General features: G+C 72.3%; 15 protein-coding genes and 2 pseudogenes. 14 read left to right on the top strand and 3 right to left on the bottom strand.

The window, feature by feature from the left end; translation table 11 throughout:
- Positions 1-272: 272 nt before the first annotated feature.
- From OG534_RS37315 to OG534_RS37265, 11 genes and pseudogenes are all read left to right on the top strand, one after another.
- A complete protein-coding gene (locus OG534_RS37315) occupies positions 273-446 on the top strand; it encodes a hypothetical protein (protein ID WP_326586021.1) in 174 nt (57 codons plus the stop codon).
- Between the two features lie 37 nt (positions 447-483).
- The gene (locus OG534_RS37310) at positions 484-987 is read left to right on the top strand and encodes a hypothetical protein (RefSeq protein WP_326586022.1); all 504 of its coding nucleotides are present in this window, start codon (positions 484-486) and stop codon (positions 985-987) included.
- 325 nt (positions 988-1,312) lie between these two features.
- Positions 1,313-2,008: a DUF4328 domain-containing protein gene (locus tag OG534_RS37305; protein WP_326586023.1), complete on the top strand. Its 696-nt coding sequence runs from the start codon at positions 1,313-1,315 to the stop codon at positions 2,006-2,008.
- A 251-nt stretch (positions 2,009-2,259) separates the two neighbouring features.
- Positions 2,260-2,805, top strand: coding sequence for a flavoprotein (locus OG534_RS37300; RefSeq protein ID WP_326586024.1), 546 nt, complete (start codon positions 2,260-2,262; stop codon positions 2,803-2,805).
- A 141-nt stretch (positions 2,806-2,946) separates the two neighbouring features.
- Positions 2,947-3,813 (top strand): annotated as a pseudogene (locus OG534_RS37295) (oxygenase MpaB family protein); the annotation flags it as partial.
- Entirely contained in the window at positions 3,808-4,380 is a 573-nt protein-coding gene (locus OG534_RS37290) for an actin-binding ADF family protein (protein WP_326594032.1), read from the top strand. The pseudogene OG534_RS37295 and the gene OG534_RS37290, both read left to right, overlap by 6 nt.
- A 57-nt stretch (positions 4,381-4,437) precedes the next feature.
- Positions 4,438-5,742 carry a cytochrome P450 gene (locus tag OG534_RS37285; protein ID WP_326586027.1) on the top strand — a complete coding sequence of 435 codons (1,305 nt, stop codon included), beginning with the start codon at positions 4,438-4,440 and terminating at the stop codon, positions 5,740-5,742.
- A gap of 94 nt (positions 5,743-5,836) precedes the next feature.
- Positions 5,837-6,259, top strand: coding sequence for a CBS domain-containing protein (locus tag OG534_RS37280; protein ID WP_326586028.1), 423 nt, complete (start codon positions 5,837-5,839; stop codon positions 6,257-6,259).
- A gap of 181 nt (positions 6,260-6,440) precedes the next feature.
- Positions 6,441-7,388: an NmrA/HSCARG family protein gene (locus OG534_RS37275; RefSeq protein ID WP_326586029.1), complete on the top strand. Its 948-nt coding sequence runs from the start codon at positions 6,441-6,443 to the stop codon at positions 7,386-7,388.
- Between the two features lie 88 nt (positions 7,389-7,476).
- Positions 7,477-8,682 carry a winged helix DNA-binding domain-containing protein gene (locus OG534_RS37270; RefSeq protein WP_326586030.1) on the top strand — a complete coding sequence of 402 codons (1,206 nt, stop codon included), beginning with the start codon at positions 7,477-7,479 and terminating at the stop codon, positions 8,680-8,682.
- Positions 8,683-8,838: 156 nt separating this feature from the next.
- Positions 8,839-10,311 (top strand): M1 family metallopeptidase, encoded by a 1,473-nt coding sequence (locus OG534_RS37265; RefSeq protein ID WP_442807011.1) that lies wholly within the window; start codon positions 8,839-8,841, stop codon positions 10,309-10,311.
- On the opposite strand, the gene OG534_RS37260 is transcribed toward OG534_RS37265, so the two are convergent.
- The 3 genes and pseudogenes from OG534_RS37260 to OG534_RS37250 form a co-directional block, all read right to left on the bottom strand.
- Positions 10,287-11,030, bottom strand: coding sequence for an N-acetylmuramoyl-L-alanine amidase (locus OG534_RS37260; protein WP_326593391.1), 744 nt, complete (start codon positions 11,028-11,030; stop codon positions 10,287-10,289). The genes OG534_RS37265 and OG534_RS37260 overlap by 25 nt on opposite strands.
- 941 nt (positions 11,031-11,971) lie before the next feature.
- A pseudogene (locus OG534_RS37255) lies at positions 11,972-12,712 on the bottom strand (phosphatase PAP2 family protein); the annotation flags it as partial.
- The gene (locus OG534_RS37250; protein WP_326593390.1) at positions 12,658-13,401 is read right to left on the bottom strand and encodes a phosphatase PAP2 family protein; all 744 of its coding nucleotides are present in this window, start codon (positions 13,399-13,401) and stop codon (positions 12,658-12,660) included. The pseudogene OG534_RS37255 and the gene OG534_RS37250, both read right to left, overlap by 55 nt.
- 267 nt (positions 13,402-13,668) lie before the next feature.
- Here OG534_RS37250 and OG534_RS37245 point away from each other — a divergent pair, with 267 nt between their 5' ends.
- The 3 genes from OG534_RS37245 (at position 13,669) to OG534_RS37235 (ending at position 16,432) form a co-directional block, all read left to right on the top strand.
- Positions 13,669-14,505, top strand: a complete 837-nt coding sequence (locus OG534_RS37245) for a restriction endonuclease (protein ID WP_326586033.1) — start codon at positions 13,669-13,671, stop codon at positions 14,503-14,505.
- Positions 14,506-14,682: 177 nt separating this feature from the next.
- Positions 14,683-15,285: a TIGR03086 family metal-binding protein gene (locus OG534_RS37240; RefSeq protein WP_326593389.1), complete on the top strand. Its 603-nt coding sequence runs from the start codon at positions 14,683-14,685 to the stop codon at positions 15,283-15,285.
- Positions 15,286-15,646: 361 nt separating this feature from the next.
- On the top strand, positions 15,647-16,432 hold the full coding sequence (locus tag OG534_RS37235; RefSeq protein ID WP_326593388.1) for a hypothetical protein: 786 nt from the start codon (positions 15,647-15,649) through the stop codon (positions 16,430-16,432).
- Positions 16,433-16,587 lie beyond the last annotated feature (155 nt).

Genomic DNA, 16,587 nt, shown 5'->3' with positions numbered 1-16,587 from the left:
GGATCCGTACGGCACCCGGGCGGCCCCACACCCCGGCCACCCCTCCCCGGCCGGAATGCGGAGCCGCCCGGCAATCCCCCGGCGCCGGCGCTCAGACCGCCGCCCCCGGGCAACGGACCCCGACGGCAGCAGCCCGGCGCACACCCGACAGCCGCCCCTCGCCCGTTCGGCTGTCCCCGCTCACAAGGCCCTTTCTTGCTCCCCCTCTCACGGGGCCTGGTCCATTCCGTCCGCATCGCTGAGGCCACGCCATGTGAGAGAGCGCTCCGTTAGTGGCAAAGGCGAACCTCCTGCAACTGACGAACATTCAGGGCTCGGTCGTTCTCCGGCTCCCGCTGGACGTCTCCCAGGCGCCGGTCGCCCGCGACCACGTCCGTGGAACGTGGTTCCTCAACCTGTTCTACGTTGGGCGGTACTACTACAACAGAGACGGGCTGGCGAAATGAGTGAGGTCGTTGCTCCGTGAACCGTACGGATTCCGCCATGCGCGGTCGGACGACGGTACTCGTCGGCGCGGCATGCGCCGTGGCATTCGCCCTGGTCGGCGGTCTGCTGTACGGGGCCGCCACGCTGTTGATCGGCGCCGACGGGCAGTGTGACGAGCCCAGGGGCGTGAAGCGCCTGGCACAGGTCTCGGCCATCGCCGTTCCGCCGGCGCCGGCCGGGGCGGCCCCCGTCCCGGGCGCGAGCGGCGCCGAGTGCATGGACGACAGCGGCACCGAGGTCTGGCTGGTCGCCAACACGTACTACACCTACGACGGCGATCCCAACAAGGTGATCGACCACTACTGGGCCGCCGCTCCTGCCGCGGGCTGGAAGGCCACCGGGTCACGCCCGAAAATCACTCCCGGCTCCCTGCCCAAGGACATGTGCTTCCACAAGGAAGTGGACGGGAAACCGACGCTCCTCAGCGTCTTGTACTCCGCGGACAAGGAGTACTTCGTGTCCGTGAACGCGATCCTCGACGGATCCCGTCCCGACTGCTGAACCGGCCGCTGGTCGGCATGGGGTGCCCTCCGGGTCCGTACGGACCCGGAGGGCACCCTTCGTCATTCCGGCTGCGGCAGGCACGTGCTCCGCATGCTGCTCGACTCCGGACGCCGGCTCGTCGGTCCGTCGGTCCGCCGGTCCGCCGGCGGCCACGATGTTGATATCTCTCTCTCCCGGACCCGTTCTGACCCGACGCTCACGCCCACGGGGCCCGGGACCTGCGGTTTCTTTGTGGACGGGTGGGTCCGCTCTGCCGTAGTTTCCCTCTGCGCGCTCATCCCCGGGCGCCTTCATTCCGTGCCCGTGGGGGGTCCACACCATCATGTCCTCGTCCCGTTCCGGCGTTCTCCGTCCCCGCCCGCCCCTGGCCGCCCCGGCCTCCGGCCCCGGCCGCGGCCTGCTCACGGGGGTGTGCGCCCTGCTGTCGGCAGCCGCGGCAGGCGATCTCTTCTCCCTGTACGCCGGTGTTCGGGCGCACTCCGCGGTGGAGGGGGACGGGGAGTTCGCCTTCGTCTCCGAGGACCGGTGGGCGGCTCTGGAGATGCTCTTCTTCAGGGTGAACCAGGTGCAGGTGCTGGCCTTCGTGGCCTGCGCGGCCGTCTTCATCACCTGGTTCCACCAGGTCCGGCGGCGCGCCGGAGCGCTGGAGCCCGCCGGGTTCAGGAGCGGGCCGGGCTGGGCTGTCGGGGCCTGGTTCGTTCCGGTGGCCTGTTTCTGGCTGCCGTACCGGATCGCCGTCCAGGCCTGGACGGCCGGCCTGCGGGGCGCCAAGGGGGCCTTCTGGCCGGTGAACCTCTGGTGGGCGTCGTTCGCCGGCTCGGTCCTGCTGGGCCAGTACGCGAGCCTGCGCTATCGGCGGGCCGAGGACCTCGGGGCCTTCGTCGACGCGGTGACCCTGGGCATGGTGGCCGACGCCCTGAACATCGTCGCGGCGGGCGCGGCCGTGTACTTCGCCGTGCGCCTGACCCGCATGCTGGCGCCCGGAAGCAACCCGGCCCAGCCGCCCCTCAACGCCTGACCCACCTCCGCAACCCCGCCCGTGGCGCGCGTGTGCGCGGGGGCGCCTCAGCCAGGGGCGTCCTCACCGGGGCGCCCTCGCCCGGGTGTTCTGGCAGGCCGTCAGCAGCCGGCGCCCGTCCGCATGAAATCGGCCGTCGCCTCGCCGGACGGTCCCCGTGCCGCCCCCGTGACGCCCCCGTTCAGCGTCCCTGGATCCGGCCCTGGTCGCTCAACCTTGGTCGAGGTCAAGCGATATGATCATATGGTGGCATGACCACGAGGACTCTCTACCTGCTCTGCTCCGCCGCCCCACCTGTCTTCGACGTCGCCCACGTCATCGAAGACGCCCAGGCCCGCGGCTGGGACGTATGCCTGGGCCTCACCCCCACCGCCGCCCACTGGCTCACGGGCAGCCTCGACGGACTCGCCGCACTCACCGGGCACCCCGTGTGCTGGCAGTACAAACTCCCCGGCGAACCGGACGTCTGGCCCGAGGCCGACGCACTCCTCTTCGCCCCCGCCACGTTCAACACCATCAACGCCTGGGCTCTCGGCCTCACCCACAACTACGCCATCGGCCTCGCCGCCGAAGCCGCCGGCAAAAGCATCCCCACCATCGCCATGCCCTGCCTCGACACCGCCCTCGCCGCGCACCCCCAACTCGAAACCTCCCTCGCCACCCTGCGCACCGCCGGCGTCGAACTCCTCTACGGCGAAAACGGCTTCGCCCCCCACCGGCCCGGCTCGGACACCGTTCCCCACTACCCCTGGCACACCGCCCTCAACGCCATCAACCAGACCACGGCCCACCGCTGAACCGCCCCAAGCCGACACGAGACGTCGCAGTTCTCCACGCCGGACCGCAGTCGCGACGTGGGAGGAGATCGACACCCGCCCCGCCCCGACCCGCCCCCGATCGGTCCGCCCGGAGCACGGGCCGGTGGGCATACTGCTTGCATGGGCCAGTGGACGGCAGTCGTCACCGGTGCCCGTGCCCGGCTGGGCGAGGCGCTCTTCCTGCGTGTGGCGGGGCCATCGGGCCCGGCCAACCGGAACCGGATCCACCTCACGCCCGGTCCACGCTGGTTCGGGCCGGACCACCCGGTGCGGCGGGTCCACGGCGACGCCGCCCTCTTCGTCGGCGGGATCAGCGCCCTGCTTCTGCAGTCCCTGCATCCGCTGGCCATGGCCGCCGTGGCCCAGCACTCCGCGTACCGGGAAGATCCCTGGGGCAGGCTCCAGAGCATCAGCACCTTCCTCGCCTTCACCACCTTCGGTACGGCGGACGACGCGCAAGGGGCGGTCGACCGGGTCATCGCGGTGCACAGGACGATCAGCGGGCGGGCACCCGGAGGGGAGCCGTACACGGCCACCGACCCGGCCCTCCTGGAATGGGTGCACGACGCCGAGCTGACCTGCTTCCTCCGCTCCCAGCAGCACTACGGTGCCCACCCGCTGAGCCCCCCGGACCAGGACGCGTACGTGGCGGGCATGGCGCGGGTCGGCGCGGCACTCGGCGTCACCGACCCGCCACGCACCGCCGCGGGGCTCGCCGCCCGCATCGAGGCCTACCGGCCACAGCTGCGCGGCACCCCCGAGGCCCGGGAAGCCGCCCACTTCATCCTCCGCCGCCCGCCCCTGCCGTGGGCGCTGCGCCTGCCGTACGCCGCCCTGGCCGCGGGTGCGGTCGTACTGCTGCCGGACTGGGCCCGCGTCGAGCTGGGGCTGCACCGGCGGCTGCCGCTGGAGCGGTGGTGGGTCGGCCCCGCGGCCCGCGCGGCGGTCTGGCTGGTCCGGTGGTCCCTGCCTCCGGCGCCGGTGCCGGCCCGCGCCGCTGCCCCGCCGCCCCCTGACACGCGGCGGCGGGGGTTTCGCCGGGCCGGAAGGCGGGCAGCCGCCACGACGGGGGCTCGACACTGCGCTGCACCGAACCGAACCGCACTGCACCGCACTGCACTGCCACCTGAACGATCGGAGATCGCCGTGAGCAGCTCGGGCACCACCGTGGACGACAGCTGCCTGGACGCCTTGCAGGAGCTGAAGAGCAGACGGGAGATCAACACGGTCGTCTACCGGCTGGACGAGCCCCTGGCGACGGTGGTCGTCGAAAGCAAGTCCAACCTCACGCACGAGGAGATGCTGGAGTCGCTACCCGCGAACGAGCCCAGATTCGTCCTGTACGACCTGCATTTCGCCGCGGCGGACGGGGCCCGCAGGAGGGATCTCGTGATGATCTTCTGGATCCCCGACGGGGCGCTGCCCGCGCACAAGCTCGCCTACGCCTCCACCCACCGCGTCCTGCGGGATGCCCTCGACGGCATCCAGGTCGACGTCCGGGCCACGACCCTGTCCGCCCTGGCCTACGACGAGCTCGCCTCCCAGGCGGTCTGACGGACGGGATCGGCGACCGCCCCTGTTTGCGGTCCCCCGATCGGGTAGGTGCAGACCATGTCCGCTCTATTGACCGACAGCACCCTGTCCCTGTTGCTCCACGGCTACGCATGGGCCCCCGACCTGCGCCGGGCCCATGACGGAGCACCCGTGGTGCCCACCCACCTGTTCGGCCGTCCTGCGGCACTTCTGCACGGGCCCGAGGCCGTCGACCTCTTCTACGACGAGAGTCGCGTCCAGCGGCACGATGCCCTCCCGGCGCCGGTGCTCGACACCCTCTTCGGCAAGGGCGCGGTGCACAGCCTGGACGGGCCACGGCACCGGGTACGCAAGGAACTGTTCACCTCCCTGCTCATGTCCCCGGGCGCCATCAGTGCCCTGACCGAGAGCTTCGAGGGCGGCTGGCGCGATGCCGTGACGGCCTGGGAAGGCCGCCGGGTGGTCCTCTTCGACGAGGTGGCCACACTGCTCACACGGGCGGTCTGCGACTGGGTGGGGCTGCCCGTCACGGACGACGCGGCCCGGGAGATCGGTGAGGACTGCGTCTCCATGGTCGACGGCTTCGCCGCCGCCGGACCCGGGCGGCTGCGGGCCCGACACGCCCGGCACCGTCAGGAGCGGGCCCTCGCGGCCGCCATCGCCGACCTCCGCAGGAGCGGACCGCACCCGGACGGTGTCTTCTCCCCCTCCCAGCGCACGTCGGTGCCCGGGAGCCCTCTGGAGGCCGTCGCACTGCATCGCGAGCAGGACGGCACTCTGCTGGACCCGCACACGGCGGCCGTCGAACTGCTGAACATCATCCGTCCCACCGTCGCCATCGCCTGGTTCGCCGTCTTCGCCGCCCACGCCCTCCACCGGCAGCCGGGCGGGCTTGACCAGCTCCGGGACGGTGGCCCGGCCCACGCCCGTGCGTTCGCGCACGAGGTCCGCCGGTTCTACCCGTTCGTGCCCTTCATCGGAGGCGCCGCCGTGCACGATCTCAGCCTCTCCGGTCACCAGATCGCGGGCGGGACCCTCCTGCTTCTCGACGTGTACGGGCACCACCACGACCCGGAGCTCTGGGAACGGCCGTACCACTTCGACGCCGGACGCTTCCTCGGACACGAGCCGGGCCGTGACGCACTGATCCCGCAGGGCGGAGGCGACGCACGCACCGGTCACCGCTGCCCGGGCGAGGACCTCACCCTTTCCCTGCTCGCCGCGCTCTCGCCCGCCCTGGCGGATCTCGACTTCGCCGTGCCCCGGCAGGACCTGTCCATCCCCCTGAGCCGGATCCCGACCCGGCCCCGCAGCGGATTCGTCATCGACGTCGCAGGCCGGCCGGGGAGCCGCCGCGCCCGGGGGTTCCAACCCCCCGTGTGAACGCGGCGAAGGCGCCAGACTGATCACGCCTACCCCCCACCGGGGTGGGTAGCCGCCCGCCAGGGGCCGCTTCCAGCAGCGCGAGGAGCCTTCCATGACCCGACGTGTGCACGAGGTGATGACCGAGAATCCGGTGACGGTCGACAAGCTCACGTCGCTGGCGGAAGCGGCGCGGGTGATGCGCGATGCCGACATCGGGGACGTCCTCGTCGTCGACGAAGGCCGCCTGCGCGGCATCCTCACCGACCGGGACCTGGTCGTCCGTGCCATGGCCGAGAACAGGGATCCCGCCGAGACGACCGTGCAGGCCATCTGCAGCAGTGAGCCGGTCACTGTCCGTCCCAGCGACGACGTCATCCACGCCGTCACCCTCATGCGCCGGAACGCGCTGCGGCGCCTGCCCGTGGAAACCGAGGACGGCGAGCTCGTCGGCGTCGTCACCCTGGGCGACCTCGCGGTCGAACAGGACCCGGGGTCGGCCCTCGCCGCGATCGCGGCAGCGGAACCCGGCACCTGACGAGCCCGTTCGGCACCTGAACCTGAGGACCCCGCCGGCGGACGGGTGCGCCCATCCGGGGCGGGACCGGCGTGTGGCGCCGGTCCCGGTCCGCCCCGTGGCCGTAGGTTTCGCAGCGGGAAGTGCCCGGCCGGGTACGGAACGTGCTGAGGGACAGGGACACAGGAAGGGGGTACCGGCGATGACCGAGCAGCGGACCGTCACCGTATTCGGCGCGACGGGACATCAGGGAGGCTCGTTCGTACGGGCCGCCCTCGCGGACCGGGACAGCGGCTTCGCGGTGCGCGCGGTGACCCGTCGGCCGGACTCGGACGCGGCCAAGGAGCTGGAACGGCTCGGGGCCGAGGTGGTCCGGGCCGATCTCGACGACGAGGACAGCCTGGTCGCGGCGTTCGAAGGCGCGTACGGGGCGTTCCTGGTGACCAACTTCTGGGAGGACATGGACGCCGCGCACGAGAAGGCGCAGGCGGCGGCCCTGTCCCGGGCGGCGTCGCACGCGGGTGTGCAGCACGCCATCTGGTCCACCCTGGAGGACACCCGCGAGTGCATTCCGCTGGACGACGACCGGATGCCCACGCTCCAGGGCTCGTACAAGGTCCCGCACTTCGACGGCAAGGCCGAGGCCGACCAGTACTTCACGGACGACGGCGTGCCGACCACCTTCCTGCGCACCACCTTCTTCTGGGAAAACCTGTTCGGCGCGTTCGCCCCGCAGCGCGCCGAGGACGGGACGTTCGAGCTGAACTTCCCCATGGGCGACAAGAGGCTCTCCGGAATCGGCGTCGACGACGTCGGCAGGACCGCGCTCGCCATCCTCAAGCGCGGCACCGACTTCATCCCCGCCACCGTCAGCATCGCGGGCCAACACCTGCCCCTCGCGGACATGGCCGCAGCGCTCTCCAAGGAGCTCGGACAGCCCGTGCGCTACCGGCCCCTGACACCGGACGCGTTCCGCGCGCTCGGCTTCCCGGGCGCCGACGAGGCGGGCAACATGTTCCAGTTCTACGCCGACTGCGAGGCCCGCTTCACGGGCGCCCGCGACCTCGACGCCGTGCGCGCCCTCAACCCGGCCCTCCAGGACTTCTCCACGTGGCTGGCCGCACACCGCGACAAGTTCCACTGGAGCTGAGAACCGAGAACTGAGCCCCAAGGCCGAAAGCTGTTACCCCGTCAGGCATGGATGCAGGCAGGCAGGCGGCGGGTCGTAGCGTGGCCCCATGAAGACGATCCCGGTGTCCTGGACCTCCGCGAGCGCCCGCCGGATGGAGCGGCAAGGGCTCCTCACCCCTGCCACCACCGCCGAGACCCCGCCCGCCGACATCGCCGGGCGGATGCTCGGGGCGCACGCGCAGGTGGCGTCGGCGGCGGAGCTCTCCATCGCGCTCCGGTTGGACGGCGCGACGCGCACGGACGTACGCGACGCCCTGACCGGCGGACAGGAACCCGCACGAGGCAGGGGCCAGGCACCGCGACCGGAACCGGAACCGGGCACGCTGGTCAAGACCTTCGGGCCGCGCGGCACCATCCATCTGCTGCCCGCACAGGATCTGCCCTGGTGGACCGGGGCCCTCTCCGCCCTCCCCACGCTCCCCAGCCCCTTCCGCCCGGAGGCCCGGATGACGGCCGCCCAGACGGACGAGGTGATCGCCGCGATCGGCGACGCGCTGACCGACGCCGAACTGACGGTGGACGAGCTCACCGAGGCGATCGTGGAGCGGACCGGACCCTGGGCCGCCGACCCGGTCATGCCCGCCTTCCAGACCATGTGGCCGCGCTGGCGGCAGGCCACGCACGCCGCCGCCCATCACGGAGTGCTGGCGTTCGGCCGAGACCGGGGGCGCAAGGTCACGTACACCAACCCCCGCTGCACCCCCGCCTCCCCCACGCGGTCGCTGCACGAGCTGGTGAACCGCTATCTGCGCGCCTACGGGCCCGCCACCGCCGACGACTTCGCCACCTGGCTCGCCGCCCCCAAGGCCTGGGCCGCCGAGCTCTTCGCCTCCCTCGCGCAGAAGGGGAGCATCGAGGAGGTGGCCTTCGCGTCCGGCCGGGCATGGCTCGCCGCCGGCGACACGGTCTTCCCGGACGAACCCGCGCGCGGCCTGCGCCTGCTGCCGTACTTCGACGCGTACGTCGTCGCCGGCCGCCCCCGCGAACTGCTCTTCCCCGGCGCTGCGGCCACCCGCGCCCTGGCCGGCGGCCAGGCCGGCAACTACCCGGTCCTGCTGGTCGACGGCACGGTCGCCGGCGTCTGGCACCAGCGCCGTACAGGCCGGCGCATCGCGTTCACCGTGGAGCCGGTGGGACGGCTGAGCGCGGCCCACCGCCGCACGCTGGACGAACAGGTGGAGCGTACGGGCGCGATGCTCGAGGGAACTCCGGAGCTCACCCTGGGCAAGGTCACCGTAGGCCCCCACGCCTGACCCGCGTATCGCCGCGCCCCGATCGTGCCGTTCCGCGCATGGCACTCCGTCCATGGCGCTCCGTCGGCGCAGCCTGGCCGGCGGCATCCGGGGCCGTGCCCGCCGGAGGGGCCATGCCCACGGCGTGGCGAGGTCGGGGCGCTTGGGCGCTGGGTCATGATCGGCTGCGTGAAGACTTCCGGACGTCTGGCCGCCCTCACGGTCGCGGGCCTGCTCGCCGCACTCCCCGCGTGCTCGGAGTCCGACGGCCGTGGCGGCGGGACGGGGGCTCGTACCGGCGTGGACACCGCTCGGGCGGGGGCTGCCGGAGCGGTGTTCCGGGGCGGCCGCCCCGCTGCCGCAGGCGCCGGTGACCCGTACTTCCCGGAGCTCGGCAACGGCGGCTACGACGTCACCCACTACGCCCTGACTCTGGCCTACGACCCCGGCAGCGGCCGCCTCGAGGGCACTGCGGAGATCACCGCGAAGGCGACCGCGGACCTCAGCGCCTTCAATCTCGACCTCCTCGGCATGGAGGTGCAGAGCGCCACCGTCGACGGCCACAAGGCGCGGGTTCGGCACGACGGGCAGGAGCTGACCCTGCAGCCGCGCGATCACCTCAGGAAGGGCGCCGCCTTCCGCACCGTCGTGCGGTACGCGGGCACGCCGGAGTCGATCACCCATGACCACGGGTGGCGCGAAGGCTGGTTGAGGACGGACAACGGAGCGGTCGCGTTCGGTGAGCCGACGGGCTCGATGTCCTGGTTCCCGGGCAACCATCACCCCTCGGACAAGGCCTCGTACGACATCACCGTCACGGTCCCCAAGGGGGTGCAGGCGATCTCCAACGGGCTGCTGCGCGCCCGGCGCACCAGCGGCGACCGCGCCACCTTCCACTGGCACCAGGCCGAGCCCATGGCCAGCCATGTGGCGACCGTGGCCATCGGCAGCTACGACATCAGGACCTCCCGGACCCGATCGGGCGTCCCGGTCGTGTCGGCGTTGGACACGACCGCGAGCGTGGACGAGGACGGAGCGGTACTCGGCCGGTTCCCCGAGATCATGGAATGGGCCGAGGGGAGGTTCGGTCCCTACCCCTTCTCCGCCGCCGGGGTGATCGTCGATCAGGCGGCCGATGTGCCCTACGCCCTGGAGACCCAGACCAGGCCGACCATTCCGGCCGGCATCTTCCACACCACCAACGTGGTGCACGAACTGTCCCACCAGTGGTTCGGCAACTCCGTCACCCCGCGGACCTGGCGGGACATGTGGCTCAACGAGGGCTTCGCGACCTATGCGGAGTGGCTGTGGACCGAGGACCACGGTGGGGCCAGCGCCCAGGATCACTTCGACCGCAACCACGCCAAGGCCGCGGACGACGACGAGTGGGACTTCCCGCCCGCCGAGCCGCCGAGCGCCTCGGACATCTCCGGCCAGCCGGTGTACGTGCGCGGCGCGATGGTGATCCACAAGATCCGCCAGGCCGTGGGCGACGAGGACTTCCGTACCCTGGTGCGGGGCTGGACCCTGCGCCACCGCCACGGCCACGCCTCCACGGCAGACTTCACCGCGTACGTGGAGGCCGAGGCCGGCCGGGACCTCGACTCGATCTGGGACTCGTGGCTCTACGGCGACGGCAAGCCCGCGTGATGGGGTCGACGCGGTGTCAGAGTCCTGATGCGCCGGCGGGCGGTCTCGACGAGCTTCATGTACTTGTCCCAGTCCCACGCGGTCCCGGGGTCGTCGTGAGTGGACAGCGGGACCTCGACGTGGCCCAGAATGTGGTCCCGGTCGACCGGCACGTCGTACTTCGCGCAGATCGTGGCCGTGAGCACGGCGGATGCCTCGTACATCTCGTCGGTGTAGACGGGCTGATCGGTCCAGCCTTCGTGCTCGATGCCGATGCTCCGGTAGTTGTACCAAACGCTGCCGGAGTGCCAGGCCACGTCGCGCTCGCGCACGCACTGGGCGATCCGCCTGCCGGTCGCGCTGATCATGTAGTGCGCGGACACCCTCTCGGCGGGGTCGTTGAACTTGGCGAACATGATCGGCAAGATGTCCGTCGTCAGGTGAATGACGACGTATTCGATGGGGTACGCCTCGGGACGGTCGGAGGGCGAGTAGTTGGACTCGGAGGCTTCGACCCAGACGGCGGGGGCGTAGTCCACCGAGGGGTCCGTTCGCAGGGGCGCAGGCGGTCCGGCGGCGGCGACGGGAGCCTTGGCCTTGCGCACGGGTCTCGGCAGCGCAGCTTTCGCCTTCTCCTCGGGCCTCATCAGCTGGGGCAGCCCGACAGCGGCCAGAGCCGTGCCCGCCGCGCCGGCAGCACCCCACAACAGCCGTCGACGGCTCAGCGGGCTGTCTTCCATGGCCACTCCTCATGAGGTCGAGCAGGCAGGCAGAGGACGACGCGCCGCGAATCGTGACATCACGATAGATAGGCGACACATCACTTAATCTGATGCTTCACCAGGGCCCGCACCCCAGCAAGCCGGTCCTCCACCACTCGGCGCACACCCTCACCCCTGACCGGGCAGCATAAGAGGTCGGGCGCACGGGCCCCCTGCCCCCATCTGCACCCATTTGGGCGAAAACTCGATCAGACCCTGCCCATCGAGCCGAACGCGAGCCATGGTCTGTCCAGAGAAGACAGGCTCGACGAAGGGTACGGAACGTTGAATTTGAGGCGCACCGGAACGATCCTGGGCGGAGCCGCGCTGGCCGTGCTGACCCTCCCGGCCAACGCTCACGCTGCAGCCGTCGCTTGTGGCGGAGGTGTGTCGACCGGCCGTGTCGCCATCAACGGCTGCATCAGTGCCGAGCGGGGATCCGCCGGCAGATTCCCCACCCGAGAGATCACGGCACACATCAAGGCGCGCAACACCGGCACCAAGGCGGTGAATGTCTCGTACGAGGCGTTCTTCCGTGTGGTCGACGGTGGTCACTGGGTGAAAGTGGGCAGCGGTCGCGCCTACGTCCGGGCCGGCGAGGCCATCGGACCTGTCGAAGTGGGAAGCACGACCCGGGTATGCGGCCCCGTAAAGGTCGAGATCCGCGTACATGCTCGGGCCGACGGCGCTGCCTGGAGCGGCTGGTCTCCCGCAGCCACGAAGCAATGCCAGACCTGAGCTTCTGCGCTCCTGCGCTCCTGCGCTCCTGCGCTCCTGCGCTCCTGCGCACTCTGGGCCGACGGGCCGTGGCACACAGAGGGGTGGGCTCCCGTCATCTCCCTGCGGGACGACGGCGGGGACGGAGGCGAGGGTGAGGGCGTGGGTGTGGGGGAGGGCCCCGAGGCTCGTACGTTCAGGGGCGGTTCGGGAGCGGTGGCCGAGAGTTCCGGCTCCAGGCCCTCCTGCATCGCGGCCGTCCGGCGCCGCCCGGTGTCCGCTCGCCAGGCTTCGAAGACCAGCGTCGTCGCGGTGACCACGGCGAGGCCGAGCAGCCATCCCCCCACCACGTCGCTCACCCAGTGCACGCCGAGCGCGACGCGCGTGTAGCCGACGCCCAGCACGGAGACCGCCGCGAGCGCCCAGGGAAGCGGCCGCCAGGCGCGGGGCACCAGGGGCAACAGGACCAGCAGGAGGACGGCGCAGGAGGTGGTGGCCGTCATCGCGTGGCCGGACGGGAAGGAGAACCCGGGCGCGTGAGCGACCGGTTCGGGCAGATGGGGTCGTGCGCGCTCCACCACGCCCTTGACCAGCACCCCGGTCAGGGCGCCGGCCGTCGCGGTCACGGATGCCCAGGCCGCGAGCCGCCAGGCGCGGCGGGTCAGGAGCCAGAGCACGAGCAGGGCCACCAGCAGACGCATCGTCACGGGGTCCCACACGAAGCCGGTGAGCACGTCGAGGACGCGCACCCAGCCGGGGCGGCCGAGGGCGGCCTCGTGCAGCCGCTCGGCCACGGCCTGGTCGAGCCGGTACAGCGGCGGCCACCGGGACTCCACCAGGACCAGGGCGAGGGCGAAGGGCACTGATGCCGCGGCCGTGGCGGCGGCGGTCAGGAGCAGCCTCGCGCCGAAGGTCGCGTCGGGGCCGGAGTAGCGTGCCGGCAGGGCCCGGATGGTGGCGCGCTGTGTTCGGCGGGGCGGACCGGTGCTCGCCGGCCCGGCGCCCGCGCGGCCCGGCCGAACAGCACGACGGACCCGACGATCAGCAGCGTCGCAGCGCCGTTGAGCAGGCCGCCCGCCACGTCGGTGGGGTGGTGCATGCCTCGGTACACGCGGGACAGCGCGACGGCTGCCGGAACGAGCAGCGCAGCCGCCACCGCGGCGTACCGCCACCGTCCTCGGCCGCGTGTCCTCAGCAGCACGATGACGGCCAGGCCCGCGTAGAGCGCGACGGACGCCCCGACGTGCCCGGACGGGAAACTGGAGGTCGGTGGCGCACCGTCCAGGCGGGGGACGTCGGGGCGCGGTCGTCGTACGAGCGCCGCCACCACCAGGAACACGGCGGACTGCGCGGCGACCGACGCGGCGAGGAACAGGGCCTCGGCCCGCCACGCGACGCGCGGCAGCACGAGCATCGCCACGACGCAGACCAGGGTCACGGCGATGACGCTCTCCGTGTCGGCCAGCACGGAGAGCCACCGCGTGACGGCCGTGAGCGGTGGGACGCGTTCCTCGGCGAGGTACCGGTTGGCCCGGTCCTCCCACGACAACATCCCCTGGTCCGCCGACGCTCCGGTGACCAGTGCCCCCAGGCCCGCCATCAGCGCCGCCTGGACCGGCAGGAGCAACAACAACGGCCATGCCCTCGCACGCCGGGCCGGGCCTCTTTCTCGCATCATTTGGGGTCTTGTTGCCCCGGCGGACCCGATGATGCGCCCGGCGCGGCCTCTGTCTGGGGATCCCGGTGTGCCGGGTGGTCCGTTTGGATCCGGCGATCCCGTTCAGACGGGGAGAGACGTACCGGGTCCGCCATCCCCCGGGCGGTGGTCGGCGGTGTCGGGTGGCGAGAGGGGCCGCGCCGAGGGGGCGAAGCTCGTGACGAGTGAGGGAGGGGCCCGTATATGACGACATCGGGAGGGGGCCGGCGCGGCAGGGGCGACGGCGCGGCATCGGTGGGTCGTGACGTCGTGTTGGCGGTGGGGCTGGTGGGGATCTGCCTGGGCGGGTCGGCCCTCTTCGTCAGAACGGCCGCGACGGCGGGCGGCGACGAACCGGTGATGCCGATCGTCGTGCTGATCGTCCTGGCCGCCGGCGTGGCGCTGGCACGGTGGAGCGTAGCTGCCGGCCGACACCGCTCCCCCGCGCTCGGGCCGGGCTCGCGCAGGCCCGTAAGGCCGGACGCGCCGTCACCGTACGCTCCGTCGGCGGGGGCGGAGGCTGAGCCGGAGGCGGAGGCGGGGGCGGAGGCGGGGGCGGAGCCGGAGGCGGTCGGCCTGCCCGAGGTGGGGGTCGGCGCCCTGGACCACACGGCGGTGGACGCCGACGGCTTCGAGCACACGGTTGCCGCGTTGTGCGCCCGTGACGGCTGCCCCCGGGTGGAGGTGGTGGGCGGGGCGGGTGACTTGGGCGCCGACGTGATCGCCGTGACGGAGGAGGGGCTGCGCGTGGTGATCCAGTGCAAGCAGTACGGCGAGGGCAACCGGGTCGGTTCGCAGGACCTCCAGCGCTTCGGCGGTACCTGTTTCGCCGTGCATGAGGCCGATGTGGCCGTCGTCGTGACCACCAGCGCCTTCACCGCGCCGGCCGCGGAGTACGCCGCCGCCTGCGCCATCGTCTGCGTCGACGGCGAAGGCCTGGCCGCGTGGACGGAGTCGCGTACGCCGCCCCCGTGGGAGGCCGCCGCCGCGTCGCGGGCGGAGGAACGGGAAGCGGAGGGGGTGACGGGTGCCGGCGCATAGGGAAGGGAGCCCAAAGGGGCCCGAGGGACGGGTCGAGTATCGCCGCTGTCTTCTTCCACGGGCGGGAGCCTGATGCCGTCCGGGCCGGGCCGCCTGGGTGACATCCGGCCCGTTGCGATGAGTACGGGCTCCTCTGCCGGTCTACTCTGCAGTCCCATCGCCCCGGAGGAGCGGCAGATGACCGATACGACGACTCTCGACCTCGGACCACAAGCCCGGATCGTGGCCCGTCTCGCGGCGGGCGTCCCGGACGCCCGGCTCTCCGACCCGACGCCCTGCCCCGAGTACGCGGTCAGCGCCATTCTGGGCCACCTCACGGGCCTCGCCGTCGCGTTCCGCGACGCCGCCCGCAAGGACATGGGCCCCATGACGGACACGGTCCCCGACCCGGCCGCATTCTCCCTGCGCGCCGGCTGGCGCGAGGAACTGCCCCGGGTCCTCGGCGAACTGGCCGAGTCCTGGAAGGATCCGGCCGCCTGGACCGGTATGACCCGCGCGGGCGGTGTGGACCTGCCCGGCGAAATCGCCGGTGCGGTGGCCAACGACGAACTGGTGATCCACGGCTGGGACCTGGCCCGGGCCACCGGCCAGGAGTACGCACCCGATCTGGACGCGCTGCGCGCCTCGCATGCGTTCCTCCTGGCGGCCGCCGAGGACGAGGACCGCGGCGGGGGCATCTTCGGAGCCGTCGTGCCCGTACCCGACACGGCCCCGCTGCTGGACCGGGCAGTGGGTCCGAGCGGGCGCGACCCGGGCTGGACACCTCCGGGAACCCCGTGACGCGGGCGACCGGCTGTCCCCACGACGGCCTCGAGGTGTGGCGGTGGTCGGCCGCGGAGGCTTCGATCCGCGGCCTGGTGAGGACGGGGCGGTCCTCTCCCCGTCACCACTGGCAACGATGCGCCGCTGATCACGTCCCGGACGATCGCGGTCCTCCGGATCCACCTCACAGCGGTCGCCCGACGATCCTCTTCGCGCGGCTCCGGAGACGGTGTCCGGTGTCCGGTGTCGGGTGGGGCAGGGGGCATGGACCCGCCCAGGCCGCCGCGTGGCGGCGGACGGTGGTGCGGTGTGGCGTGGGGCTCAGGGTGGGCAGGGGCGGTTCTGTGGCCGGGGTGCCGGCCGGGACCGGGGATGTTCGATGGCGCCGATCGTGCTGGTGCACGGGATCTTCAACCATGTCCGTGGGGCGACGCCCGAGGCTGCGGCGCTGCGGCGGGCGGCGGATTGCCGGCCGAAGCTGGCGGAGGGCCTCGCACGGCTGTCGGTGGAGGTGCCGGAGCTGGTGATGGCCTACTACGCGGATCTGCTGCGGCGGGAGCTGCCCGAGCAGGCGCAGTCGGCCCGGATCGAGGCGGACTTCGAGGATCTCGGCGGCGGGCAACGGGCGGAGGCGGCGGAGTGGCTGATCGCGGCGGGGGCCCCGGTACCGGAGGATCCGCAGAATGTGGGCCTGACGCCGCTGCGGCAGATGCTGGGCTGGCTGGTCGCCGAACGCGCCGGCCGCTTGGGGGCGGCGGCGCGGGAACAGCTGATCGGCCGCCTGGAGCGGACCGTCGTCACGAACCTGCGTGAGGTGGAGGCCTATACCTCTTGGCCGGATCGGCGGCGGCTGGTGCGTGAGCGGGTGGCGGGTGTGATCCGGCGTGAGGCGCCGTCGGTGGTGATCGCGCATTCGCTGGGGTCGTACATCACTTACGAGACGCTGCACGCCTTCCCGGAGCTGGAGGTGGAGCTGCTGGTGACGGTGGGCTCGCCGCTGCGGGTCCCGGCGCTGGCGCGCCGGCTGGATCCGGCGCTGCGTGCGGGCCGCGGGGCACGGCCCGCCGGTGTGAAGCAGTGGGTGAACTTTGCGGATGTCGGCGATGTGGTGGCGGTGCCGCCCAAGCTGGAGGAGGTGTTCCCGGTCGATCAGGACGAGGTGTGAGACAACGGGCTGGGGTTCCACGGGTTCGGCGGGTATCTGGCGAACGGGTTCCTGGCGGCCGCCATCGCTCCGTACGTTTCCTGACAGGACTTCAGCCGCCCCGGCGTCGTGGCGTGACCTGCCGGGCCGGGCTGAACCGGGCCGGGGCAGAGGTG

Source organism: Streptomyces sp. NBC_01294, from assembly GCF_035917235.1.
In the GTDB taxonomy this organism is placed as follows: domain Bacteria; phylum Actinomycetota; class Actinomycetes; order Streptomycetales; family Streptomycetaceae; genus Streptomyces; species Streptomyces caledonius.
The sequence above is the reverse complement of the archived record's forward strand: the minus strand, read 5'-3'. Positions and strand labels throughout refer to the sequence as shown.